The organism is Micromonospora sp. MGP-C2 (genome assembly GCF_057766525.1).
Window position 1 is genome coordinate 5,064,406 of record NZ_JBYMEN010000002.1, and the last position, 23,780, is coordinate 5,088,185.

Below are 23,780 nucleotides of genomic sequence, written 5' to 3' on the forward strand. Positions count from 1 at the left end.
GCCAGCAACTGATGCTCCCCGGTACGGGTCAGTCGCGCCAGTCCACCACCGCAGAGATCTTGCCGACAATGGTGCGCCAACCCAAACTCGCGGTCTGCGCACCGATCTTCTTCAGCCGCCGCCGACCCATGAAAGCGCCGATCCCACCGTTGGCGGTGGCACGCAGCGCCTCGTCCAGGTCGTCGAGGCTGGAGCCGGCGGAGAGCATGTCGAGTACCGCAGGCAGCCGCAATGCGTACGAGAGGTCACGCGCGACCTCGCCGGCCTCGATCAGCAGGGTCGAATCCCAGGAGTCGTGCCCGCCGCGCAGGTTCTCCACGACGAGGTCGAGCTCGTAGGTGTCCTCGTCGAGGGGCGCGATATCCGCGGGCTCCACCCGTTCGGACAATTCATTCCAGCTGTCCAGTTGGGACAGATCGTTTGGCGCACCGGACCGGATGAAACTGACCAACGACTCGGGGGTCTTGAACAGCAGCAGCTTGCCCTGGTTGCTGAGGAAGACCGGCACCTCCTCGTCGTCCGCCTCGTCCGTGGCGTCCTCGTCGGCGTCGTCGTCGTCCGCGTCGGTGTCGGTGTCGGTGGCGCCGTCGCGTCGGCGGCGCTTCGACTCGTCCTCGTCGTCGGCGAACTCCTCGGCCAGGTCCTCGTCGAGGATGACGACGGTCTCGTCGTCCTCTTCCTCCTCGATCACCTGACGTCGGGCGAGGAACGGGTCGTCCAGGTCGCGCTCGGTCACGTCGGTCGGGGTCAGCGAGCTGGCCGGCCGGTATGCCCGCAGCGTGAAGCCGGTGCCGGCGGGCAGGGCGATTTCCACCGGGTCGATGCGCAGCTCGTCCCAGAGTGCACGGTCGACCGAGGCCGAAGGGCCGTCGGTCTCATCTGGCTCGACCGCGCCGGTGGTGTCGTCGAGCTCGGGCTCGTCGGCGTCGGGCCGTTGGGGCGACTGGCGGGCCACGCTGACCTCCGTGTGCTTCGGGTTGCCCACCCGCCGGGGTCTCTGACCGGCGAGTGACTCTGGGCACATACCCTAGTCGGCGGCCCTGGGTGACCGATGCCCGCACCCCGGTGGCCGGCTGGCGCGCGGATTCGACCTGCTGGTGGTGGGCGCTGGCGATCTGGCCGTTCGACAAGTAGCGTAGCTACGTATGAAGGCCCAGGCGTTGCACGGCCATCTCGACGCTCTGCTGCTCGCGGTTCTCGAACAGGGCGCGCTGCACGGTTACGCCATCATCGAGGCGTTGCGCGCCCGCAGCGACGGCACTCTGGATCTGCCCACCGGCACCATCTATCCGGCGTTGCGTCGGCTGGAACGCGCCGGGCACGTGGCGAGCACCTGGAGCACCGTCAACGGCAGGGAACGGCGGACGTACGAGCTCACCGATTCCGGCCGGGGAGCGTTGGCCGGGGAGCGCGCGGGTTGGCGTGACTTCCAGTTGACCGTCGGCCGGTTCCTCGACCCCGGCAGCCCGCCCAGCACCCCGGCCTGATCCCGGTCGAGCTGGCGACCACCGGCGGGACCGGGGCACCGGCGACGTGGCTCAGTGGGCCGTGCTGGCGAGCGACTCCGCTCGGCGGGCGGTGGCCTGCAGCCAGCCGCGCACCGCACGGGCCAGTGAGAAGTACGCGCCGCCCACCAGCACCGCGCCGATGATCATCGGTGGCCAGCGCAGCGCGTCGTCCCAGAGAGTCATCGACCAGGCGAACAGGGCGCAGCCGGCGATCATGGCGAGAGCCAGCATGGCGGTCAGGCCGGCGCCCACCGCGCGTTGCACCAGGGCCAGACCCGGACGTGTCGAACGGGCGCTCGCCGTGACCACCAGCAGACCGGCCACCGCGAGCAGCAGCGAACCCATCCAGATCCAGTCGACCGAGCTGGCGAGCAGCTGGTAGCCGGCCGGTGGACGGGGGCCGCTGCTCCAGCTCGACCCCCGCCAGGTCAGATCCCCGGCGACCACCCCGACCCCGGCGATCGCCAGCATCCGCAGAGAGAGCCCGCGCAGGGCGCCCACCGCCAGCTCGGCCTGCCAGGAGGGAAGGACCTGCGCCGGCGAGCCGAACTCGACCACGGCCCGGCGCTGCGCCTCCGTGGACGGCACACCGCTCTCCCGGTACGCCTCCACGGCGTCCAGCAGCCCGTGCCGGGCCTCGGTGAGCAGGTCGGACTTGAGTCGCGCCGGCCCCTGCAACCGGGCGGCCAACTCCCGCAGGTGCTCGTCGACCAACACGTCCTCACGGTGCGGCATGGCACCACCCTGCCACGGGTCAGGGAGCCCTGACGTCGGGGAGAACCCTGGTCCGTCCCCGAGCCCCGGTCAGGGGGCGAGGGCCAGGTAACCCCGCTCGGCCGCAGCCTGGAGCAGCCACTGGTCCCGGTACCAGCCTGGGGCGGCGACCAGGTCGGCGTGCCGGCCGCGCTGGATCACCCGGCCGCCGTCGAGGACGACGATCTCGTCCAGCTCGGCCAGCCCGCTGAGCCGGTGGCTGATCAGCAGCACCGAGTGCCCGGCGGGGGTGGCGGCGAGAGTGGACGCGAGCACCGCGTCGGCGGCGGCCGGATCAAGACCTTCGGTGGGCTCGTCGAGCACCAGCACCGGCGGCGCGGCGAGCAGGGCCCGCGCGAGTGCCAGCCGCTGCCGCTGGCCACCGGAGAGCTGCCCGCCCTCCTCTCCGACCAGCGTGTCCCAACCCGCCGGCTGGGCGCGTACCCAGTCCAGCAGGCCCGCGGCGGCGGTGGCGGCCGTCAGCGCCTCCTCGTCGGCCCCGGCCCGCCCGAGCAGCAGGTTCTCCCGCACCGTGGCGTGAAAGACGTACGCCTCGGCCAGCAGGCCGCCGACCGCCCGCGGCAGTGCCTCCTCGGCGTACGCCGAGAGGTCGTGACCGTCGAGGGTGACCCGCCCGGACACCGGTTGGATGGTGCCGGTCAGGACGGCGGCCAGGGTGCTCTTGCCGGCGCCGCTCGGGCCGACCACCGCGATCCTCCGCCCCGGCGGCAGGTCCAGGCTGACGCCGTCGAGGGCGGGTGCCGCACCGGCCCGGTACCGCACTGTCACGTCGACGAAGCGCAGCTCGTGGGGGCCGACCAGGTCCGTCATACCGGCCGTGGGCGGGGAAGGCGGCGTGCCGGCGTCCAGCAGGTCGGCCACCCGGGCCAGACCGGGCCGCAGCTGCGTCCACTGCCGGGCCGCCGTGACCAGTGCCAGCGTCACCTCGACGGCAGCCAGCGCGCCGACGGCCAGGACGCCCACCAGCACCCCCGACACGCCGGCGGCCAGCGCTGCCAGCACCACCGCCGCGGCGGTCAGCCCGGCGGTCAGCACTCCGGCCGCGTCCACCGCGAACCCGGTGGCGGCCAGCCGACGTTCCAGGCGGGCCAGCCGGCGGGCCCGCTGCGCTGCGGCACGCAGCGTGGCGTCGGTGGCTCCGAACGCGGCCAGGTCGGCTGCGCCGTGGGTCAGGTCGATCGCGTCGGTGGCCAGTGCGCCGCGCAGGGGTGCCACCTGGGCCGCGCTGCGGCGGGTGACAGCGGTGGCCAGCGCGGGCAGTGCCACCCCGGCGACCAGCAGCCCGACGGCGAGCGCACCGGCGGCAGGTGGTGAGATCAACGCCGCCACGCCGACCGCCAGCACACCGACCAGGGCCGCCGCCGAGCCGGGGACCAGCACACGCAGCAGCAGGTCCTGGACGGCCTCGACGTCGGAGACCAGCCGGCTCAGCACGTCCCCCGACCGGTGCGCGGCGCCACGCCGGGCGGCGAGGGTGGCGAAGACCCTGGCCCGGACGTCGGTGATCATGCGGAGCACCGCGTCGTGCCCGGCGAGCCGTTCGGTGTAGCGGAACACGCCACGGCTGATCGCCAGCGCACGGACAGCGACGATCGCCACTGTGAGCCGGTCCAGCGGAGGCTGGCCGGCGGCGCTCATCAACAGCCAGGTGGCGGTGGCCATCAGGGCGAGCCCGGCGAACTCGGTGGCGGCCGCGAGCAGCCCGGCACCGACCAGCCGACCCAGGTACGGGCGGGCCAGTCGCAACACGGCACGCTCGGCGGCGGTCCGCCCGGCCGATGCCACGCCGGCGACCGCGTCCGGCCCGTGTTCCGCGCTCATCGGGTCGCCTTCCCGGTCGGTTCGGGCGTCAGCTCGGTGACCCGACCGTCCTCGACCCGCAGGATCCGGTCGGCGTCAGCGAGCAGCGCCGGTCGGTGCGCGACCAGGAGCGCGGTGCGCCCGGCGACCAGGCGGCGGGTGGCGTCGAGCACCACCGCCTCGGCCGCGGTGTCCAGGCGGGCGGTGGGTTCGTCGAGCAGCACCACCGGGGCGGACCGCAGAAACGCCCGGGCCAGCGCCACCCGCTGCCGCTGCCCGCTGGACAGCCCGTGGCCGCGTTCGCCGAGCAGGGTGTCCAGGCCGTCCGGCAGACCGGCCACCACGTCGTCCAGGGCGGCGTCGTGCACCGCCGCGGCGAGCGCGTCGGGCGTGGTGTCCGGTGCGCCGAGCCGGATGTTGTCGGCCAGCGAGGCGGCGAAGAGATGGGCCCGCTGCGGCACCCAGGCGAGTTGCCGACGCCAGGCGTCCGGGTCGGCGGTGGCGAGGTCGACCCCGTCCACCGTGATCCGGCCGCTGGTCGGGGTCACGAAGCCGAGCAGCAGGCCGAGCAACGTGCTCTTGCCGGCGCCGCTGGGCCCGATGATGGCGATCCGTTCGCCGGCTCGGATGGTCAGGGTCACGTCACGCAGGGCGGTGGTCCGCTCGTACGCCACGGTCACCCCCTCGAACCGGATGTCACGTCGCGCGTCCGGGACGGTGGCGCCCTCGGCGGCCCGGGGAGCGGTGGGCGCGGCCGAGATGGTCAGCGCCTCGTCCAGCGCGGCGAGCCCCTCCATGCTGGCGTGGAAGCGGCTGCCGGCGGCCCGCAGCGGCAGGTATGCCTCCGGGGTGAGCAGCAGCACCAGCAGCGCGGTCTGCAGGGCCAGCCCGCCGCCGAGCAACCGGATGCCGACCGGCACCGCGACCAGTGCCACCGAGAGGGTGGCGACCAGCTCCAGCACCAGCGCGGAGAGGAACGCGATCCGCAGCGTCTTCATGGTGGCGACGCGGTGCCCGTCGGCCATCCGGCGCACCACCTCGGTCTGTGCCCGGGCCCGCCCGAACGCGCGCAGCGTGGGCAACCCGGCGACCATGTCCAGGAAGTGCCCGCCGAGCAGCGAGAGTCGCCGCCACTGCCGTTCGGTGGCGGCCTGGGCCTGCCAGCCGAGCAGCGCGCCGAAGACCGGGATCAGCGGCAGGGTCACCGCGATGATCACCGCCGAGCTCCAGTCGGCGAAGACGACCCGGGCGAGCACCGCCAACGGCACGGTGACGCTGAGCACCAGTTGGGGCAGGTATCCGGTGAAGTAGGCGTCCAGTGCGTCCAGCCCGCGCCCGGCCAGGGTGGCGATCTGACCGGCCCGCTGCCCGGCCACCCAGCCGGGGCCGTGTCGGCCGACCGCGCCGAGCAGGTCGGCCCGCAGCGTCGCCTTGACCGTGGCGGCGACCCGCGCCGAGACCGTGCCCTGTGCCCAGACCAGCGCCGAGCGGGCAGCGACCGCGACCATGAAGGCGCCCAGCGCCGGCCGATCCAGTCGACCGTCGATCGCCGTGGCCAGCACCGCCGCGAGGGCGGTGGCCTGCGCCACGATCAACCCGGCGGCGAGCACACCCAGGAACGCGAGCACGGCAAGATCGCGCCGGGCCGCAGGGACCCGGCGCAGCAGACGCGGGTCGAACGGACGGCGTTTCACCAGTACACCGGTGCCCTGCCGTCGGTCCGTCCTCGGAAAACCCACCAACACATCGCCTGGAAGCCTAGTAGGGCCGGAAGTAGCGGCAGCGCCACCCAGCCGAGGAGCCGCAGCGTCGGTGCGCTCGCAGCGGCGTCGGTCACTGTCAGCGAGGCGCCCGGGTCGGTCGTGGACACCAGCACATAGGGCCGAGAGCCGCCCCGACCAGCACCACCGGCAGCGCCAGGGCCGCGCCGGTTGCGGCCAGAGCCCACCCCGGCCGCCGCCGCGCCAGCGCCGCGCGGGCCGCCAGCAGCGCCACCGCGAGCAGCACCGGCAGGAGTACGGCCACCGCCGGCCGCTGGGCGGCGTCGCGTACCCGGGAGGAGAGCAGGCCCACGACGGTGGCCAGGGCGACCGCGGTGAGCGCCACCGGCACCAGCCGGCGGGCCGTGCGGCCCACCACGGCGGCGGCGTCGGTCGACAGGCGCAGCGCGAGGAAGGTCGCTCCGTGCACCGCGACCAGTGCGACCATGGCCAGCCCGACGGTGGCCGCGAACGGGGTGGCCAGGTGCGACACCCCGGCGACGTGCCCGTCGGCCTGACGGGGCACGCCCTGGAGCAGCGCGGCGAGCACCACCCCCCAGCCCACTGCGGCGAGTGCGCTGCCGATCATCACGACGCGGTCCCAGCGCGCGCGGATCCGTTCGTCAGCGGGCCGGCTGCGCAGCTGCACCCCGACGGTAACCAGGATGACGCCGACCAGAGCACCGGCCACGGCCGGATAGCAGCCGGAGAGCAACTCGCCCTCCAGCACCGGGAACGCGCCGAAGAGGATGCCCACGGCGGCCACCAGCCAGACCTCGTTGCCGAGGAAGAACGGGCCGAGCGCGGTGAGCGCCTCCCTCCGCAGAGCGGGGCCGCCACCGCGGGCGAGCAGCAGCCCGACGCCGTAGTCGTAGCCGGCGAGCACCAGGTAGCCGGTGAAGAAGAGGCCGAGCAGGGCGTACCAGGCGAGGTCCACGGTGTTCTCCTCTGTGCCTCAGACGAGCGCGGGTTCGGGGTGGGTCGACTCACTTGGAGGCGCCGGTGGGCGGCCGAGTGCCGGATCGGCCGCGCCCCGCGCCGCGTGCCGGGCGAGCAGCACCCAGTTGGTGACGGCGAGGGTGCCGAGCAGCAGGCTGAACCCGATCAGCGAGGCGAGCATCACCGGTGCGCCGACCGGGGAGACGGCCTGCTCGGTGGGGAGCAGCCCGTACGCCACCCAGGGCTGGCGGCCGACCTCGCGGGCGATCCAGCCGAGGATCACCGCGACGAACGGCAGCGGCAGGGCGAGCAGGACCAGCCAGAGCGGGAAGCGCAGCCGGATGATCCAGTCCCGGAAGAGCAGGGGGAGCAGCAACCAGACGCAGCCGAGGGTGAAGCCGATCAGGATCATGAAGCCCAGCCCGACGCTGGCCAGCACGGGTGGCGTGTAGTCGCCGGGGCCGAACCGGGTGGTCCAGTCGGCGATCAGCGCCTGCGCCTCCGGGCTCTGGCCGCCGAACTTGGTCGGCTGCACGCCGCCGACCGGGCCGAACTGGGCGAAGCCGAAGCCCTGCACCATCGTGATGGCCAGTGCCGCGGTGACCAGGCCGATCCGCAACGAGGTGCGGAAGAGCACGAAATCGGGAGTACGCCGGATCAGGTGCCAGGCGCTGACCGCCGCCATCAGCATCCCGCCGACCAGCAACGCGGCCGAGACCACGTGCCCGAACGCCATGCCGAGGCTGGGGTTGGAGAGCAGCGCGCCAAAGTCGGTGAGGTGGGCGATGCCGTCGCGTACCTCGTAACCGACCGGGTGTTGCAGCCAGGAGTTGGCCACCATGATCCAGAACGCCGAGGCGTACGCGGTGATGGCCACGCCCCAGAGCAGCGCGAGATGGACACCCTTGCCGAGCCGGTGCCAGCCGAAGATCCACATCCCGAGGAACGTGGATTCGAGGAAGAACGCCACCAACGTCTCGATGGCCAGCGGCGCGCCGAAGACGTTGCCGACGTAGCGCGACAGGCCACTCCAGTTCAGCCCGAACTGGAACTCCATCACGATGCCGGTGGCGATGCCGAGCACGTAGTTGATCACGTAGAGCTGACCCCAGTAGCGGGTCAGCCGCTCCCACTTCGGGTTGCCGGTGAGCACCCAGGCGGTCTGCATCCCGACCAGCAGGGTGACCAGCCCGAGCGTGACGACCACGAAGAGGAAGTGGATCGAGGTGGTGGTGGCGAACTGCAGGCGGGCGAGGAGCAGGGTGTCCATGACCGGCTCTCCGTAGTGTTGGCTCCCTTGTCGTAGCCACCCTACACGTAGTTTCTCTACACGTCCGCCTACTACGTAACGTCGTAGAAAGGATTACTACATCACGTAGTAGTCATGGGTTTGGAAGATCGCGCTCTTGCGGCGGGACACGGCGGCGCGGCGCCCATGCGGGGGCGCGGCGTGTGGCGTGCTGGGGTCAGGTCAGGACAGGAAGAGGGTGATCGGGAGGGCGACCAGCGTGCTGGCCACCGCGAGGGCGGTGGCGCCGAGCACCCGGGGCGGCCGGTCGGTGACCAGGAGGCGCTGGACCCGTACGTCGAGATCCCGGTCGCCCATGCCCAGCGCGCCGGCCGGGGTGATCCGGTGACCGGCGGCGGCGAAGCGGCGCAGCGCTCCGGCCAGCGGCGCTTCCGCGTGCAGCTCACGGGCCTTGTCGTCGGCGCGCATCTCGACCAGCAGGGCGACCCGTTCGTGGGCGTCGCGGACCCAGCCGAACCACGGCAACGCCCGGCACAGCGCGGTGAACGGCAGCAGCACCAGATCGTGCCGCTCGTGGGCGTGCGCGCGCTCGTGGCTGAGCACCGCGGCCAGCTCGGCGCGGTCGAGCAGGCTCAGTGTGCCGGCGCTGACCACCACCTGCGGCTTCACCCCGGGCAGGCAGTATGCGGCGGCGCTCGGATGATCCAGCACCAGCGCGCCGGGAGCGGCCGGATCGTCCCGGGCGACCAGGGAGAGCAGGTCCCGGTGCCGGCGCTGGGCGCGTACGGTGCCGTGGATGCTGCGGACGGTCGTGGCGACCAGCACCGCGCCGATGCCGAAGCCCACCCCGACGCCGGCGAGGTGGAAGGTGTTCACCCCGATCGGCAGTGTGCCGTGGGCGAGGTCGTTGGCCAGGGCGAGCAGCGCGCTGCCTGTCGGCAGGTCGTACGCGCTCAGCCCGAGCGCCATGGGCAGGCCCATCGCCGAGAGACCCACCGCCAACCCGACGGCCTGCCAGCAGATGATCGCCACCCGGGGGCTGCGCCACGTCCAGGTGGAGCGGGCCAGCACCTGAGCCGTCAGGTAGCAGGCCAGCATGGTGGCGGCGAAGTGCACGGCGTACGCCATGGCGTGGGTCCTACCGCTCCGCTGCCTCGCCGGCGGTTCGCCGGCCCGTCGGCCCGTCGAGGCGGTCGGTCAGCTCGGTGTCGCCCGGGTTGCCGCTGGTGGAACCCGGACCGGTCAGACCGGCCTCGCTCCCCAGGGCCGCCCGCAGCACCTCGGCCTCGGTGCCGGTCACCGAACGGGCGAACCGCACGAGTGCGGCGTCCCGGCTGCCGCCCAGGTCGAGGGCGTCGAGCATGAGCTGGGCGATGTGCGCCTCACGGCTCGCCGCCGGCCGGTAGCGCCAGGCCCGACCCTCGCGCTCCCGCTGCACCATGCCCTTGCCGGCGAGCCGGTCCAGCACGGTCATCACCGTGGTGTACGCCAACTCGCGGCCGTCGAGCGCGTCGGCCACCTCGCGCACGGTCACACCGTCCGACGTGCCGGGGACCACGTCCCACAACACGTCCATCACCGCACGCTCAAGATCGCCCAACCGAGTCACGAAGCAATCCTACCCCCGGTAGTAGACCCCCCACGCCCCCGAGCCCACCCCACCCCGACCCCGACCAGGACCGCCGGACCGCCGGACCGCCGGACCGCCCGAAGATCCGCACAAGAACAGGGATGTTGCTGCCTCCAAGGCGCTGGAGGCAGCAACATCCCCGAAGTTGCGCAGATCTTGACCGCGCTCACCGACCCGAGGCAGGACCCGTGTGCTGGCCCACCCGACGATCCCGGCCCACGTCAGGTTTTCCGGGGGAGCCCGCCCACGCAGGGATCAAGCCTGACCGCCCGGAGTGGGCGGGCTCCCCCGGAAAACCCAAAAGGCCGAAAAACGATCACACCCCCTTGGGATGCCACACAGTCTTCGTCTCCAGCAGCGCGGTCATCCGAGCCAAACCCGGATCGACGGACCAGTCGTGGTCGGCCGGGGCCGGTCGGAGCACCCGCTTGAGGTTCTCCGCCGCCCTGACCTCCAGGTCCGTGGCGAGCGCGGTGTCGGTCACCCCGGTCAGGTCGATCGCGTTGACGTCCATGTGCGCCGCCAACGCCGGCGCGGTCTCGGTGATCGCGCCAGTGAGGATGTTGACCACCCCGCCGGGCAGGTCGGAGGTGGCCAGCACCTCGGCCAGCGTCACCGCCGCCAGGGGCTCGGAGGGCGACGCCGCCACGACCACCGTGTTGCCGCTGACGATCGCCGGGGCGATCACGCTGACCAGGCCGAGCAGCGCCGGGCGCTCGGGGGCGACGACGGCGATCACGCCGGTCGGTTCGGGCGCGGAGATGTTGAAGTACGGGCCGGCGACCGGGTTGGCACCGCCGTACACCTGGGCGAGCTTGTCGGCCCAGCCGGCGTACCAGACCCAGCGGTCGACGGCGGCGTCCACCTCGTCGCCGGGCACGCCCAGGGCGACGAACTGCTCGCGGCGGCCCTCCAGCATCTCGGCGGCCCGGTAGAGGATCTGACCCCGGTTGTACGCGGTCGCGCCGGCCCAGCCCTTCACGGCGGCGCGGGCGGCGACCACCGCGTCCCGGGCGTCCTTGCGGGAGGCCAGTGACACATTCGAGGACTGCACGAGATACGACCGTCCCGACTCGCTGCGCGGGAACTTCCCGCCGATGAAGAGCTTGTACGTCTTACGTACCGCGACCCGCTCAGACATTGAGGTAGCCCTCCAGCCCGTGCCGGCCGCCCTCGCGACCGTAACCCGACTCCTTGTAGCCACCGAACGGCGAGGTGGGGTCGAACTTGTTGAACGTGTTGGCCCAGACGACGCCGGCGCGCAGCCGGTCGGCCATCCACAGGATCCGGGAACCCTTGTCGGTCCAGATGCCGGCCGACAGCCCGTACGGCGTGTTGTTGGCCTTCTCCACGGCCTCGGCCGGGGTGCGGAACGTGAGCACCGACAGCACCGGGCCGAAGATCTCCTCGCGGGCGATCCGGTGGGCCTGGGTGACCCCGGTGAAGATGGTGGGCGCGAACCAGAAGCCACGGTCGGGCAGCTCGCACGGCGGTGACCAGCGCTCGGCGCCCTCGGCGGAGCCGGCGTCGGACAGCTCGCGGATCCGCTCCAGCTGGGCGGCCGAGTTGATCGCGCCGACGTCGGTGTTCTTGTCCAGTGGGTCGCCGACCCGGAGCTGGGCCATCCGCCGCTTCAGCGACTCCAGCACGCGGTCGGCCACGTTCTCCTGCACCAGGAGTCGGGAGCCGGCGCAGCAGACGTGCCCCTGGTTGAAGAAGATGCCGTTGACGATGCCCTCGACGGCCTGGTCGATGGGCGCGTCGTCGAAGACGATGTTGGCGGCCTTGCCGCCCAGTTCCAGGGTGAGCTTCTTGCTGGTGCCGGCGACGGACCGGGCGATGGCCCGGCCGACCTCGGTGGAGCCGGTGAAGGCGACCTTGTCGACGCCTGCGTGCTCGACCAGTGCGCGGCCGGTGTCGCCGGCGCCGGTGACGATGTTGACCACACCGGCCGGCAGGTCGGCCTGCTGGCAGATCTCGGCGAAGAGCAGCGCGGTGAGCGGGGTGGTCTCGGCGGGCTTCAGCACCACCGTGTTGCCTGCGGCGAGCGCCGGGGCGATCTTCCAGGCCAGCATGAGCAGCGGGAAGTTCCACGGGATGACCTGCGCGGCCACGCCGATCGGCCGTGGGTTGGCACCGAAACCGGCGTGCGGAAGCTTGTCGGCCCAGCCGGCGTAGTAGAAGAAGTGCGCGGCGACCAGCGGCAGGTCGACGTCCCGGGACTCCCGGATCGGCTTGCCGTTGTCCAGGGATTCCAGGACGGCCAGCTCGCGGGAGCGCTCCTGGATGAGTCGGGCGATCCGGTACAGGTACTTCGCCCGGTCCCGGCCCGGCATCGGACCCCAGACCTTGTCGTACGCCTTGCGGGCGGCACGCACCGCGCGTTCCACGTCCTGAGCGCCGGCCTCGGCGATCTCGGCCAGCACCTCCTCAGAGGCGGGGTTGATCGACTTGAAGCTGCCACCGTCGGTCGGATCGACGAACGCGCCGTCGATGAACAGCCCGTACGAGGGTTTGAGGTCCACCACCGAGCGGGACTCGGGGGCGGGGGCGTATTCGAACATCGGCTATCAGTCCAGGGTGAAGTAGTCGGGACCGGAGTAGGTGCCGGTCGTCAGCTTGGTGCGCTGCATCAGCAGGTCGTTGAGCAGGCTGGACGCGCCGAAGCGGAACCAGTCCGGGTCGAGCCAGTCCGGGCCGACGGTCTCGTTGACCATCACCAGGTACTTGATCGCGTCCTTGGTGGTCTTGATGCCACCGGCGGGCTTCACGCCCACCTGCCGCCCGGTGGCCGCCCGGAAGTCACGGACAGCTTCCAGCATCACCAGGGTCACCGGCAGTGTCGCCGCGACCGGGACCTTGCCGGTGGAGGTCTTGATGAAGTCGCCGCCGGCCAGCATGGCCAACCAGGAGGCCCGCCGCACGTTGTCGTAGGTGGCCAGCTCGCCGGTCTCCAGGATCACCTTGAGGTGGGCGTCCCCGGAGGCCTCCTTGGTGGCCACGATCTCGTCGTAGACCTCCTTGTAGCGCCCGGCCAGGAACGCACCCCGGTTGATCACCATGTCGATCTCGTCGGCACCGGCCGCGACGGCGGCCCGGGTGTCGGCCAGCTTGATCTCCAACGGCGCCTGGCCGGACGGGAACGCGGTCGCCACGCTGGCCAGGTGCACGCCACTTCCGCGCAGCACCTCCGCCACGTGCGGGACCATCGCCGGGTAGACGCAGACCGCGCCGACGTGCGGGCAGGACGGGTCGGCCGGGTCCGGGCGCAGCGCCTTCGCGGCGAGCGCGCGCACCTTGCCCGGGGTGTCCGCCCCCTCCAGGGTGGTCAGGTCGACCATCCGGATCGCCAGGTCGATCGCCTGGGCCTTGGCGGTGGTCTTGATGGATCGGGTGCCGAGCTGTGCCGCCCGCTGCTCCGCGCCGACCTGGTCCACGCCGGGAAGCCCGTGCAGGAAGGTCCGCAGAGCGGTCTCGGATCGTCCCAGCTCGGAGAGCTCCGACCGGGCCGACGTCGTTGTCGCCGTCATGCAGAGAAGTCTACGCACCAGACGGCTGAGTGATCTTGGTCACGGCGGGCTCGGCGTGAGCGGCGTCGCTGGTCCGACCGCACCGTCACCACCGCGCCGAACGGACCGGTAGGTTGAGCGATCGTGGACGTACACGTCATTGACCACCCGCTGGCCCAGTCTCGGCTGACCGCCATGCGGGACGCGCGCACCGATTCCTCGACGTTTCGGGCGGCGCTGCACGAACTGACCACCATGCTGGTGTACGAGGCGGCGCGCTCCTTCCCCGTCGAGCGGTACGAGGTGCAGACGCCGGTCACCGGCACCGAGGGCACCCGGCTGGCCAACCCGCCGCTGCTGGTGCCGGTGCTGCGGGCCGGCCTCGGCATGGCGGACGCCGCACTCGGCCTGCTGCCCGAGTCTTCGATGGGCTTCGTCGGTCTGGCCCGCGACGAGGAGACCTACGAGCCGCGCGCGTACATGGAGTCGCTGCCCCGCGACCTGTCCGGGCTGCCGGTGCTGGTGCTCGACCCGATGCTCGCGACGGGTGGCTCGCTGGAGCATTCCTGCCGGTTGCTCGCCGACCGTGGCTGCACCGACATCACAGTGCTCTGCGTGCTCGCCGCCCCGGTCGGCATCGAACGGCTGGAACGCTCCGGCCTGCCGTTGCGCCTGGTCACGGCCTCGATCGACCAGGGGCTCAACGACAGCATGTTCATCGTCCCCGGGCTCGGGGACGCCGGCGACCGCCAGTTCGGCGGCATGCCCCGGTTCTGAGTTCGACACCCGGTGGGTGCCGGGTCTGGCGGGTCCGTGCGCGGTGGTGCGCGGACCCGCTACCGTCTCGGGCCATGACTGGTGTTGCGCTCGCCGAGGAGTTGCTGCTCCTCGCCTACGACGACACGACCGGCAAGGCGACCATGCCGCGGATCAGCCTGGACCTCGGCATGGCCGCCGCGGTGCTGGTCGAGCTGGCCATCGCCGGCCGGATCGCGTACGCCGAAGGGTCGTTGACCGTGGCCGACCCGACGCCGACCGGCGAACCGGTCGCCGACGAGGTGCTGAGCCGGATCGCGGCCGACACCCCGCACACCCCGGCCTCCTGGGTGCAGCGCCTGCGGCACGGCCTGCGGGACCGGATCCTCGGTGACCTGTGCAGCCAGGGTGTGGTCCGCGACGTCGACGAGACCGAGCTGGGCTTCATCCACGTGCACCGTTACCCGGTGGTCGACGCCTCCGTCGAGGCGGAGACCCGCCAGCGCCTGGCCGAGGCCCTGACCGGCGCGGCGGCTCCGGACGAGCGGACCGCCGCGCTGGCCACTCTGGTGGTGGTACTGCGGATGGAGTCGGCGCTCGGGGTGGACGGTGAGACCGCCGCCGACGCGCGCCGCAGGCTGGAGGCGATCGCCACCGGCGCCGGCTTCTCCGGCGAGGTGAGCACCGACGACTCGGTGGTCCGCCCGTCGGTCGGCCTGGTCGTCGCGGCCCTGGGCCGCGCCGTCGACCAGGCCCTCGGCCCTCGCCGCTGACTCTCGGGCCCCGCTCGACGGGCCCTTTGCTCTGCACCCACCCAGGCACCACGGTGCCGGGCCCCCGGCAGGAGTCGGGCGCGGAGGACCGCTGTTCATTCGATGGCGCTTCCGCGGGTGCAGAGCAAAGGGCGAACCTGTCATGGGTGGGCGCTGCGGGGTTCAGATGCCAAGGGCCGCGCTGACCTCAGCGCGGAGCGCGGCGACGGCCGATGCCGCCCTGCTGCGGGCCGTCTGGACGTCACCGTCCACGACCGGTTCCACCACCTCGAGGTACGCCTTGAGCTTCGGTTCCGTCCCGGAGGGCCGGATCACCACCCGGGCGGCCGCGGTACGCAGGATCACCACGTCCGACTCGGGCAGGAGGTCCCGGACGCTGTCCACCGGCTGCCCGAGCAGGGTCGTCGGGGTGTCCGCCCGGATCCTGGCCATCGCGTCGGTGATCACCCGCAGGTCGTCCACCCGGGCGGAGAGCTGGTCGGTGTGGTGCACGCCGAACTCGGCGGCCAACTCGTCGAGCCGGTCGGTCAGCGTCCGACCCTGTGTCTTCAGGCCGGCGGCCAGCTCGGCCACGGTCAGCGCCGCCGTGATGCCGTCCTTGTCCCGCACGTGCGCCGGTGCGACGCAGTAGCCGAGCGCCTCCTCGTAGCCGAAGACCAGGGGCGTGCTCCCGCCGCCGGCCCGCACGATCCACTTGAAGCCGGTCAGCGTCTCGTCGTAGGGCAGGCCCCGGGCCGCGCACATCGCGCGCAGCAGTGACGAGGACACGATGGTGGTCGCGTAGAGCCCGGTCACCCCGCGCCGCATCAGGTGGTCGGCGAGCAGCACCCCCACCTCGTCGCCGCGCAGCATCCGCCAGCCGTCGCGCCCGTCACGGACGACCACCGCGCAACGGTCGGCGTCCGGGTCGTTGGCGATGGCGAGGTCCGCGCCGGTGGAGTCGGCCAGGGCGATCAGCCGGTCCACCGCCCCCGGCTCCTCCGGGTTGGGGAACGACACGGTCGGAAACGCCGGGTCCGGCTCGGCCTGGTCGGGGACCACGCCGGGCACTGGGAAACCGGCGCGGGCGAAGGCGGCGGTGAGGACCGCCGCGCCCACCCCGTGCAGAGGGGTGTACGCCACCGTCAGGTCCCGTGGCCCGTCCGGGTCGATCACGGCGGTGGCCTGTTCGACGTACGAGGCGGTCAGGTCGTCGCCGAGCACCTGCCCGGGTGGGCCCAGCGGCACCTCAGTCAGTGGGCCGACCGATCGGATGGCCGCCTCGATGCCGGCGTCGGCGGGCGGCACGATCTGCGCGCCCCAGCCCAGTTCACCGCCCAGCTCCGCGCCGAGATAGACCTTGTAGCCGTTGTCCTGGGGTGGGTTGTGGCTGGCCGTGACCATTACACCGGCGACTCCGCCGAGGTGGCGCACCGCGTACGCCAGCACCGGGGTGGGCAGCGGGCGGGGCAGCAGCAGCGCCGGTCGACCCGCCCCGGTGGCCACCTGGGCGGTGCGCTCGGCGAACTCCCGGGAGCCGTGCCGAGCGTCGTACCCGATCACCAGGGGGCCGCTGCCGCCCTGGGCCGCGAGCCAGCCGACCAGGCCGGCAGCGGCCTGGGTGACCACGGCGAGGTTCATGCCGTTCGGGCCGGCGCGCAGCGGGCCGCGCAGGCCCGCGGTGCCGAAGGTCAGCGGGCCGGCGAACCGGTCGGCCAGCTCCGGCGCGCTCGCCGGCAGCCGGTCGAGCACCGCCGTCAGCTCGTCCCGGCTGGCCGGGTCGGGGTCGTCGGCCAGCCAGCGCCGGGCTTGCTCGCGAATGTCGTCGATGTCAGTCGTGTCCGCCGCCATGCCCCTTGATAGCACGGCGGCGGATCACCGCTGTCGGTTCCCTCCGGCTCAGCCGTCCCCGGTGAGCTGGAACGTCCGCACCATCTCGTCGAAGATCGGCTTGCTCTCCGCGAACTTGGTGTCCGTCGAGGTCAGGTAGAACGAGTAGGCCTTGCCGCCCTCGGCCACGCCACGCCAGACGCCGTGCCGCATGGCGTCGCCCTCGCCGCAGGTGTATTCGAACTCGGCGGCCGGCTTGCTGGCCAGCTCGGTCTCGGTGGCGCTGACCTGCTGGTACGGCTTGACGCAGGAGGTGCTCCTGGTCTTGAGGCCGTTCTCCGCCGTCTCCGCCCAGCGGTTGGAGTCGCTGGACCACTTCTCGGTGATGATGCGCACCTTGCGGCCGCTGTCCTCCGGGTCGATGTAGTCGGTGTAGGAACCGCCGGTGGCCTTCTTCCAGCCCTTCGGCACCATGAGCTGGATGCCCCGGGCGGTGTGTTCCTGCATCTCGACGCTCGGCACCGCTGCGGCGGACGGGGTGGGCTGCGCCTGGGGAGTGCTCGGCGGGGCGTCGTCGCCGCCGGAGAGCGCCACCACGGTGAGCAGCAGCACGACGGCCAACCCGCCGGCCGCGGCGAGCTGCACCTTGCGCGGCCAGCCCTTGACGGTGCTGACGAGCTGGCCACCGGTGGCGCGGACCTTGCCCAGAGCGCCGCCGCCGTCACCGGCGGAAGCGGCGGGCGACGTGGCCCAGGGCTGGCCGGTGCCCGGCACCGACCACTGGTTGCCGCCGCCGTAGGTGCCGCCGATGCGCTGGGTGGCCTCCGGTGCGCCGCCGTAGCCGACCTGCTGGGTGGCACCGGCCGGGGTGCCGTAGGTGACCCGCTGGGTGGCGTCCGGGTGCGCGCCGGCGTCCACCCGCTGGGTGGCGTCCGCGTTGCCGCCGTAGGCGCGCCCAGCGGACTGTCGGCCGGGCGGGGGCATCGCGCCGGTGGGTGTGTGCAGCGGGCCGGCCAACGCGTCGGCGCTGGTCTCGTCGAGCCCGGTGGCGCCGGCAGTGCCGGTCGGCTCCGGCCGTTCGCCCCGGCTCAGCGCCGCCAGCCGGTCGGTCAGGGACTCACCGGGGGCCAGCATGGCGGGCCCGCCGATCTGGCTGTCCGGCTTCGGCTCCGGCTGGGGCGGCGGCAGGACGGGCGCCGGGCGCTGCTGCACCGGCACCACGTTGTACGGGTCGGTGACCGAGTGCACGGCGGTCGCGGTGCTGCCCAACGGGCCGGCGAGCAGCTCGCGCAGCATGGCCCGGGCGGTGTGCACGTCCAACCGGCGCGCCGGGTCCTTTTCCAGCAGACCCATCAGCACCCGGGTCAGCGGGCCGCTGCGCTGCGGTGGGGCGGGCGGGTCCTCGACCACGGCGTGCATGGTCTCGATCGGGTCGCCCTTGTCGAACGGGGGGCGTCCCTCGACTGCTGTGTAGAGCGTCACACCCAGCGAGAAGAGATCGCTCGGTGGCCCGAACTCCTGGCCCATGGCGCGCTCGGGCGAGATGAAGTGTGGTGAGCCGAGCACCATGCCGGGGGTGGTGAGCTGGACGTCGGTGGGCATCCGGGCGACCCCGAAGTCGGTCAGCACGCAGCGCCCGTCGGTGCAGATCAGCACGTTGGCGGGCTTCACGTCCCGGTGCAGCACACCGATCGCGTGTGCGACCTCCAACGCGCCGAGCAGCGCGATGCCGATCTTGGCGACGGCCCGGGGTGCCACCGGACCGTCCTCGATCACCATGTCGGCGAGGCTGCGGGCGTCCAGCAGCTCCATCACGATCCACGGCCGGCCGGCCTCGGTGACCACGTCGTACACCTGCACCACGGCGGGGTGCTGGATGGCGGCGGCGGCGCGGGCCTCGCGCAGGGTGCGTTCGTACATGGCGTCGCGGTCGCTGGGGGCCAGACCCGGAGGAAGGACGACCTCCTTCACCGCCACGTCACGGCGCAGCAGGGTGTCTGTGGCACGCCACACCGTGCCCATGCCGCCGTTGCCCACCGAGGACCGCAGCGAGTACCGGCCACCAATGGTGGTGCCGGGCGCCGCTCGTCCGTTGGCGGGACTAACTGGTCCGCCGCTCCACGTCGGGATCTGAGTCACAGAAAAGCCACCGGGGGAATTCGAGGGGGGCTGGGACACAACCCCCCTATCTTGCTGGTTCCGACGCCGGATGCGAAAGCCGACGCGGCGGACGTTTATCGAAGTCGACAGAACGTGCCCTGTCGTTCACCTGGTGTCGACCGGTCGGGACGCACTGTGCGGTATCCCTCACGCGAGGGTGTGGCCAGGCGTCCTACCATCCGGGGATGAGTGAACGGCGGTCAAGCGAGTCCGGTTTCCCGATCAACGGCGTCTACACCGAGGCCGACCTTCCGGAGGACCTGGACTCCCGGCTGGGCAGCCCCGGCGAGTTCCCGTACACCCGGGGGGTCTACCCCACGATGTACACCTCCCGTCCGTGGACCATGCGCCAGTATGCCGGCTTCGGCACCGCCACCGAGTCCAACGCGCGCTACCACCAGCTGTTGCGGGCCGGCACGATGGGCCTCTCGGTCGCCTTCGACCTGCCGACCCAGATGGGTTACGACTCCGACGAGCCGATCGCGCACGGCGAGGTCGGCAAGGTGGGCGTCGCCATCGACTCCATCGAGGACATGCGGCTGCTCTTCGCCGACATTCCGCTGGACAAGGTCTCCACCTCGATGACCATCAACGCGCCCGGCTCGGTGCTGCTGCTGCTCTACCAGCTCGTCGCCGAGGAGAACGGGGTGCCCGGCACCGCGCTCAACGGCACGATCCAGAACGACATCCTCAAGGAGTACATCGCCCGGGGGACGTACATCTTCCCGCCGAAGCCGTCGCTGCGCCTGGTGGCCGACACGTTCGCGTACTGCCGCAAGGAGGTGCCGAAGTGGAACACCATCTCCATCTCCGGCTACCACATGGCGGAGGCCGGCGCGACGCCCGCGCAGGAGATCGCGTTCACCCTGGCCAACGGCGTGGAGTACGTGCGGGCGGCGCTGGCCGCCGGGCTCGCCGTGGACGACTTCGCGCCCCGGCTGTCGTTCTTCTTCGTGGCCCGCACCACACTGCTGGAGGAGGTGGCGAAGTTCCGCGCCGCCCGGCGGATCTGGGCCCGGCTGATGCGGGACGACTTCGGCGCCAAGGATCCGAAGTCGATGATGCTGCGCTTCCACACCCAGACCGCCGGCGTGCAGCTCACCGCGCAGCAGCCGGAGGTGAACCTGGTCCGGGTGGCGGTGCAGGGGTTGGGCGCGGTGCTCGGCGGCACCCAGTCGCTGCACACCAACAGCTTCGACGAGGCGATCGCTCTGCCCACCGAGAAGGCGGCCCGGCTCGCGCTGCGGACCCAGCAGGTGCTGGCGTACGAGACGGACCTCACCGCCACCGTCGACCCGTTCGCCGGCTCGTACGTGGTGGAGGCGATGACCGCCGAGATCGAGGCCGCCGCCGTCGAGTTGATGGAGCGGGTGGCCGACCACGGCTCGGCGGTGGACGCGATCGAGGCCGGGTTCCAGAAGCGTGAGATCGAGCAGTCCGCGTACCGGATCGCCCAGGAGATCGACTCGGGCGAGCGGGTGGTCGTCGGGCTCAACCGGTTCACCGTGGACGAGGAGGAGCCGTACGAGCCGCTGCGGGTCGACCCGACGATCGAGGCGGCCCAGGCTGACCGGCTGGCGCGGCTGCGCTCCGAGCGGGACGCCGACGAGGTGACCCGCACCCTCGCGGATCTGCGGGCCGCCGCCGAGGGCACCGACAACGTGCTCTACCCGATGAAGGCGGCGCTGCGGGCCCGGGCGACAGTGGGCGAGGTCTGCGGGACGTTGCGCGAGGTGTGGGGGTTGTACCGGCCCACCGATCGCTTCTGACCGTCGCCGACCGCGACGGCGTGTGTCCGTCCGGTTCAGCGGGTACCCCTTCGACCACGGACGCACACAGTGTGCGCCCGTGGTCGACGCGTGCGTGTGAGCGTCCTAATCCGGTCGTCGCGGAGTGTGGTCGGCTAATTGTCGGAGTGTCAGTTCACCACCCCGACTAATGCGACAATTTGCAACAGGTCCCGGAGTGGCCCTCCGGAATCGCGACCGCCACGGTTGGTTACGCGTTGTAGGAGGTGAGGGGCGCATGACGGCATTCGAGCACGATCTACCTGCTGTCCCGCACATCTCCGAGCGCCCTCAGCAGGGCATACGTGACGCTACGCGGTCTGATCATCACCGTAACGAGGTTGCGCAGCGTCACCGCCGGAGGTCTAGGCTGTCTGCTGTCCCCGATGATCCATCCATCTCTAGTGATCGAGAATTCGACGTGACGAGTGCGTTGACGCTGCCCACTGGTGGCCAGCTGGCGTCGTCCTGGCCGGAGACGCCACCCGGGTCCCAGCCCCTTCCCCGCGACCTGGACCACCTCCTCGCCCTCCGGGTACCGGGGCTCATCGCCACGCGCCGTCACCTCCACTCGCACCCCGAGCTCTCCGGCACGGAGTTCGAGACGGCGGCCCTGATCGCCCGGGAGCTCTCGCTGGCCGGGCTGCACCCTCGGCTGCTGCCCAAGGGCAACGGCGTGATCTGCGACATCGACGGCCGCCCCGACGGCCCGGTCGTCGCGCTGCGCGCCGACATCGACGCCCTGCCGCTGGACGACATCAAGGACGTGCCGTACCGCTCCACCGTGGAGGGCGTCTGCCACGCCTGCGGCCACGACGTGCACACCACGATCATGCTCGGCGTCGGCATGCTGCTGGCCCAGCTCGCCGACCTCGGCGAGCTGGACGGCCGGGTCCGGTTGATCTTCCAGCCGGCCGAGGAGATCCTGCCCTGCGGCTCGCTGGAGGTCATCGAGGCGGGCGGCCTGGACGACGTGGTGCAGATCTTCGCGCTGCACTGCGACCCGAACCTGCCGGTGGGTCAGGTCGGCCTGCGGGTCGGCCCGATCACGGCGGCTGCCGACAACGTCACGGTCCGGCTCTCCGGGCCGGGCGGTCACACCGCCCGTCCGCACCTGACCGTCGACCTGGTCGACGCGCTCGGCCGGTTGATCACCGAAGTGCCCGCCCTGGTCAGCCGCCGGGTGCCGGCCAACAGTGGCCTGCTGCTGGTCTTCGGCCACGCCTCGGCCGGCACCCGTTACAACGTCATCCCCTCCGAGGCGAGCGCCTCCGGCACCCTGCGGGTGATGGACCGCGACACCTGGGAGCAGGCTCCCAAGATCGTCGCTCAGGTCGTCCGGGACGTGATCGCCCCGACCGGCGCAACGGTCGACCTGGAATACCTTCGCGGCCGGCCGCCGGTGAGCAACGACTCGCGGGCCATCCAGGTGCTCACCGCCGCCACCGGCGCCGCGCTCGGCCCGGAAGGGATCGCCGAGACACCGCAGAGCATGGGCGGCGAGGACTTCTCCTGGTATCTGGAGTACGTCCCCGGCGCCCTCGCCCGCCTCGGCGTGGGCCGCTCCGGCCCCAACGTCGACCTGCACCGCGCAAGCTTCGACGTGGACGAGCGGGCCATCCCGGCCGGCGTACGCGTCATGGTGCAGACCGCGCTGCGGGCACTGGCGGCGGCGCGCTGACCGGACCGACCAGAGCCGGGATCTTCCGTCGCCGGCGCAACACCACCAGCAAGACCCCCAGGGGTACGCCGAGCGCCACCAGCCACGGCAGCAGCGCACCCAGCACGGTGAGCAGGACGGTCAACGAGACGACGAACGCCTTCCAACCGCCCTTGAGCCCGACCAGGAAGCCGGTCTCGGCCTTCTCGTCGGCGGCCTTGGCGGCCGGCCCGGCCAGCGACACGGTGATCGTGGACAGGGCGGTCAGGTCGGCCAGGCGTCGCTTCTTGGCTTCCAGCGACGCCAGGTCGGCCTCCCGGCGACCCAACTCGTTCTCCAACGACACCAGGTCGGTGATCGAGGTGGCGCGGGTCAGCAACCGGCGGGCGCTGTCCACCCGGGCCCGCTGACTGGTGATCCGGGCGTCCAGGTCGACGGTCTCCTCGGTGACGTCCTGGGTGTTGATTTCCCGGTTCTGCTGCCGACCCAGCTTCGCGACCTCCTCCACCACGCCGGCGAACTTTGGCGCCGGCACTCGCAACTGCAACTCCGCCACCGCGTCGGCGTCGGCGCTGCGCCGCTGGTCGCCCCCGATGAAGCCACCGGCCCGAGTGGCTATGGCGGTGGTCTCGCGGGCCGCCGCGTCCACATCGTCCACCTGCACGCGCATCGTTCCGGTGTAGATGATCGCCCGTTGGTCGACCCGCAGGTCCGCTGCGCCGGCTCCGGCTGCACCCGCCGCGTCCGCGGCGGTGTCCCTGTTCGCCTCGCCGGCCTTTGCTGGCGCCTCGGCCGCCGAGCCCGCGGAATCCTTCGACCCGCTGTCGTCGCCGGCGCCGCATCCCGTCAGCACCAGCGTCGCCGCCAGCGCCGTCGCCGCCAGCAGTGTGCCGTGGCGTCGTACCACCTTGCCGTCCATCCCCGCTCCCATCGTCGTCATCCGGTGTGGCGATAGCTCGGACGCTGCGCACGCGTCGGCTGGTTCCGGCAGACTGCGCTGAGGACGTCACGATTCGATAATCGAGGAGTCACGATGCGGCTCACCAAGTACGCCCACTCCTGCCTCCGCGTGGAGCACGACGGGGGAGTGCTCGTCATCGACCCCGGCATGTTCGGCGATCCAGCGGTGGCTCTGGACGGTGCGGACGCGGTGCTGATCACCCACGAGCACCCCGACCACCTCGACCTCGCGGCGGTGCGTCTGCAGCTCGACCGGCAACCGTTCCCGATCCACGGGCCCGCCTCGCTCGCCGAGGCCCTGGGCGACGCGGCCGAGGCACTGCACCCGGTCACCGCCGGTCAGTCGTTCACCGCCGCCGGGGTCGCCGTCCGCGCGTACGGAGGGCGGCACGCGGTGATCCACCCGGACATCCCGGTGGTGGACAACCTCGGTTACCTGATCAACGACGCGGTCTACCACCCGGGCGACTCACTGGTGGTGCCCGACGAGACACCCGTCGACACGCTCTTCGCGCCGATCCACGCCCCCTGGTCGAAGTTCTCCGAGGTGCTCGACTTCATTCGGGCTGTCGCGCCGCGGCGCGCGTACGCCCTGCACGACGCCCTGCTCAACGAGAACGGGCTGGGTGTGCTCAACCGGCAGTACACGGCGATGTCCGGCACCGAGTACCAGCGACTGGAGCCCGGTAGCCGGGTGGACGTCTGA

20 protein-coding genes are annotated in these 23,780 nt (G+C 72.2%); 6 read left to right on the plus strand and 14 right to left on the minus strand.

Features of this window, described 5'->3' with window-relative positions:
- Window positions 1-28 precede the first annotated feature (28 nt).
- Window positions 29-985, minus strand: coding sequence for a DNA primase (locus AC3CF1_RS23360; RefSeq protein ID WP_488451258.1), 957 nt, complete (start codon window positions 983-985; stop codon window positions 29-31).
- Window positions 986-1,145: 160 nt separating this feature from the next.
- On the opposite strand from AC3CF1_RS23360, the gene AC3CF1_RS23365 reads away from it, so the two are divergent.
- Window positions 1,146-1,487: a PadR family transcriptional regulator gene (locus AC3CF1_RS23365; protein WP_488451259.1), complete on the plus strand. Its 342-nt coding sequence runs from the start codon at window positions 1,146-1,148 to the stop codon at window positions 1,485-1,487.
- 51 nt (window positions 1,488-1,538) lie between these two features.
- Here AC3CF1_RS23365 and AC3CF1_RS23370 read toward each other — a convergent pair whose 3' ends face one another.
- From AC3CF1_RS23370 to deoC, 10 genes are all read right to left on the minus strand, one after another.
- A complete protein-coding gene (locus tag AC3CF1_RS23370; protein WP_488451260.1) occupies window positions 1,539-2,243 on the minus strand; it encodes a permease prefix domain 1-containing protein in 705 nt (234 codons plus the stop codon).
- A gap of 69 nt (window positions 2,244-2,312) precedes the next feature.
- Window positions 2,313-4,103, minus strand: a complete 1,791-nt coding sequence (cydC, locus tag AC3CF1_RS23375; protein ID WP_488451261.1) for a thiol reductant ABC exporter subunit CydC — start codon at window positions 4,101-4,103, stop codon at window positions 2,313-2,315.
- On the minus strand, window positions 4,100-5,776 hold the full coding sequence (gene cydD / locus AC3CF1_RS23380; RefSeq protein ID WP_354983430.1) for a thiol reductant ABC exporter subunit CydD: 1,677 nt from the start codon (window positions 5,774-5,776) through the stop codon (window positions 4,100-4,102). Before cydD ends, cydC begins: the two co-directional genes overlap by 4 nt.
- A 145-nt stretch (window positions 5,777-5,921) precedes the next feature.
- On the minus strand, window positions 5,922-6,779 hold the full coding sequence (locus AC3CF1_RS23385) for a cytochrome d ubiquinol oxidase subunit II (RefSeq protein WP_488451262.1): 858 nt from the start codon (window positions 6,777-6,779) through the stop codon (window positions 5,922-5,924).
- Window positions 6,780-6,797: 18 nt separating this feature from the next.
- Window positions 6,798-8,051, minus strand: a complete 1,254-nt coding sequence (locus AC3CF1_RS23390) for a cytochrome ubiquinol oxidase subunit I (RefSeq protein ID WP_354983432.1) — start codon at window positions 8,049-8,051, stop codon at window positions 6,798-6,800.
- A gap of 201 nt (window positions 8,052-8,252) precedes the next feature.
- Window positions 8,253-9,158, minus strand: a complete 906-nt coding sequence (locus AC3CF1_RS23395) for a M56 family metallopeptidase (RefSeq protein ID WP_099850442.1) — start codon at window positions 9,156-9,158, stop codon at window positions 8,253-8,255.
- Window positions 9,159-9,168: 10 nt separating this feature from the next.
- Window positions 9,169-9,639: a BlaI/MecI/CopY family transcriptional regulator gene (locus tag AC3CF1_RS23400; RefSeq protein ID WP_488451263.1), complete on the minus strand. Its 471-nt coding sequence runs from the start codon at window positions 9,637-9,639 to the stop codon at window positions 9,169-9,171.
- A 337-nt stretch (window positions 9,640-9,976) separates the two neighbouring features.
- A complete protein-coding gene (locus AC3CF1_RS23405; RefSeq protein WP_088946159.1) occupies window positions 9,977-10,801 on the minus strand; it encodes an aldehyde dehydrogenase family protein in 825 nt (274 codons plus the stop codon).
- Window positions 10,794-12,224 (minus strand): aldehyde dehydrogenase family protein, encoded by a 1,431-nt coding sequence (locus AC3CF1_RS23410; protein ID WP_088946160.1) that lies wholly within the window; start codon window positions 12,222-12,224, stop codon window positions 10,794-10,796. The genes AC3CF1_RS23405 and AC3CF1_RS23410 overlap by 8 nt, the downstream gene beginning before the upstream one ends.
- Window positions 12,225-12,230: 6 nt before the next feature.
- On the minus strand, window positions 12,231-13,190 hold the full coding sequence (gene deoC / locus AC3CF1_RS23415; RefSeq protein WP_088946161.1) for a deoxyribose-phosphate aldolase: 960 nt from the start codon (window positions 13,188-13,190) through the stop codon (window positions 12,231-12,233).
- 123 nt (window positions 13,191-13,313) lie between these two features.
- Here deoC and upp point away from each other — a divergent pair, with 123 nt between their 5' ends.
- Together upp and AC3CF1_RS23425 are read left to right on the plus strand one after the other, a co-directional pair.
- A complete protein-coding gene (gene upp / locus AC3CF1_RS23420; protein ID WP_088946162.1) occupies window positions 13,314-13,946 on the plus strand; it encodes a uracil phosphoribosyltransferase in 633 nt (210 codons plus the stop codon).
- Between the two features lie 74 nt (window positions 13,947-14,020).
- Window positions 14,021-14,698, plus strand: coding sequence for a GOLPH3/VPS74 family protein (locus AC3CF1_RS23425; protein WP_088946163.1), 678 nt, complete (start codon window positions 14,021-14,023; stop codon window positions 14,696-14,698).
- Window positions 14,699-14,860: 162 nt separating this feature from the next.
- Here AC3CF1_RS23425 and AC3CF1_RS23430 read toward each other — a convergent pair whose 3' ends face one another.
- On the minus strand, window positions 14,861-16,528 hold the full coding sequence (locus tag AC3CF1_RS23430; RefSeq protein ID WP_488451264.1) for a phospho-sugar mutase: 1,668 nt from the start codon (window positions 16,526-16,528) through the stop codon (window positions 14,861-14,863).
- Window positions 16,529-16,576: 48 nt separating this feature from the next.
- Complete coding sequence (locus AC3CF1_RS23435) at window positions 16,577-18,646, minus strand: serine/threonine-protein kinase (protein ID WP_354983435.1); 2,070 nt, start codon at window positions 18,644-18,646, stop codon at window positions 16,577-16,579.
- 206 nt (window positions 18,647-18,852) lie between these two features.
- Between AC3CF1_RS23435 and AC3CF1_RS23440 the strand changes: the two genes are divergently transcribed.
- Together AC3CF1_RS23440 and AC3CF1_RS23445 are read left to right on the plus strand one after the other, a co-directional pair.
- On the plus strand, window positions 18,853-20,436 hold the full coding sequence (locus tag AC3CF1_RS23440; protein ID WP_088946165.1) for an acyl-CoA mutase large subunit family protein: 1,584 nt from the start codon (window positions 18,853-18,855) through the stop codon (window positions 20,434-20,436).
- A gap of 439 nt (window positions 20,437-20,875) precedes the next feature.
- On the plus strand, window positions 20,876-22,135 hold the full coding sequence (locus tag AC3CF1_RS23445) for an amidohydrolase (protein ID WP_088946166.1): 1,260 nt from the start codon (window positions 20,876-20,878) through the stop codon (window positions 22,133-22,135).
- On the opposite strand, the gene AC3CF1_RS23450 is transcribed toward AC3CF1_RS23445, so the two are convergent.
- Window positions 22,092-23,054 (minus strand): DUF4349 domain-containing protein, encoded by a 963-nt coding sequence (locus AC3CF1_RS23450; protein WP_488451265.1) that lies wholly within the window; start codon window positions 23,052-23,054, stop codon window positions 22,092-22,094. The genes AC3CF1_RS23445 and AC3CF1_RS23450 overlap by 44 nt on opposite strands.
- A gap of 93 nt (window positions 23,055-23,147) precedes the next feature.
- Between AC3CF1_RS23450 and AC3CF1_RS23455 the strand changes: the two genes are divergently transcribed.
- Complete coding sequence (locus AC3CF1_RS23455) at window positions 23,148-23,780, plus strand: MBL fold metallo-hydrolase (RefSeq protein WP_088946168.1); 633 nt, start codon at window positions 23,148-23,150, stop codon at window positions 23,778-23,780.

Excerpts from the sequence above, each read along its gene's own strand:
- AC3CF1_RS23430 (WP_488451264.1), bottom strand. The coding sequence starts at position 16,528 with ATGGCGGCGGACACGACTGACATCGACGACATTCGCGAGCAAGCCCGG.
- AC3CF1_RS23395 (WP_099850442.1), bottom strand. The coding sequence starts at position 9,158 with ATGGCGTACGCCGTGCACTTCGCCGCCACCATGCTGGCCTGCTACCTG.
- deoC (WP_088946161.1), bottom strand. The coding sequence starts at position 13,190 with ATGACGGCGACAACGACGTCGGCCCGGTCGGAGCTCTCCGAGCTGGGA.
- AC3CF1_RS23405 (WP_088946159.1), bottom strand. The coding sequence starts at position 10,801 with ATGTCTGAGCGGGTCGCGGTACGTAAGACGTACAAGCTCTTCATCGGC.
- AC3CF1_RS23410 (WP_088946160.1), bottom strand. The coding sequence starts at position 12,224 with ATGTTCGAATACGCCCCCGCCCCCGAGTCCCGCTCGGTGGTGGACCTC.
- AC3CF1_RS23450 (WP_488451265.1), bottom strand. The coding sequence starts at position 23,054 with ATGACGACGATGGGAGCGGGGATGGACGGCAAGGTGGTACGACGCCAC.
- AC3CF1_RS23455 (WP_088946168.1), top strand. The coding sequence starts at position 23,148 with ATGCGGCTCACCAAGTACGCCCACTCCTGCCTCCGCGTGGAGCACGAC.
- AC3CF1_RS23370 (WP_488451260.1), bottom strand. The coding sequence starts at position 2,243 with ATGCCGCACCGTGAGGACGTGTTGGTCGACGAGCACCTGCGGGAGTTG.
- AC3CF1_RS23440 (WP_088946165.1), top strand. The coding sequence starts at position 18,853 with ATGAGTGAACGGCGGTCAAGCGAGTCCGGTTTCCCGATCAACGGCGTC.
- AC3CF1_RS23365 (WP_488451259.1), top strand. The coding sequence starts at position 1,146 with ATGAAGGCCCAGGCGTTGCACGGCCATCTCGACGCTCTGCTGCTCGCG.
- AC3CF1_RS23390 (WP_354983432.1), bottom strand. The coding sequence starts at position 8,051 with ATGGACACCCTGCTCCTCGCCCGCCTGCAGTTCGCCACCACCACCTCG.
- AC3CF1_RS23425 (WP_088946163.1), top strand. The coding sequence starts at position 14,021 with ATGACTGGTGTTGCGCTCGCCGAGGAGTTGCTGCTCCTCGCCTACGAC.
- cydC (WP_488451261.1), bottom strand. The coding sequence starts at position 4,103 with ATGAGCGCGGAACACGGGCCGGACGCGGTCGCCGGCGTGGCATCGGCC.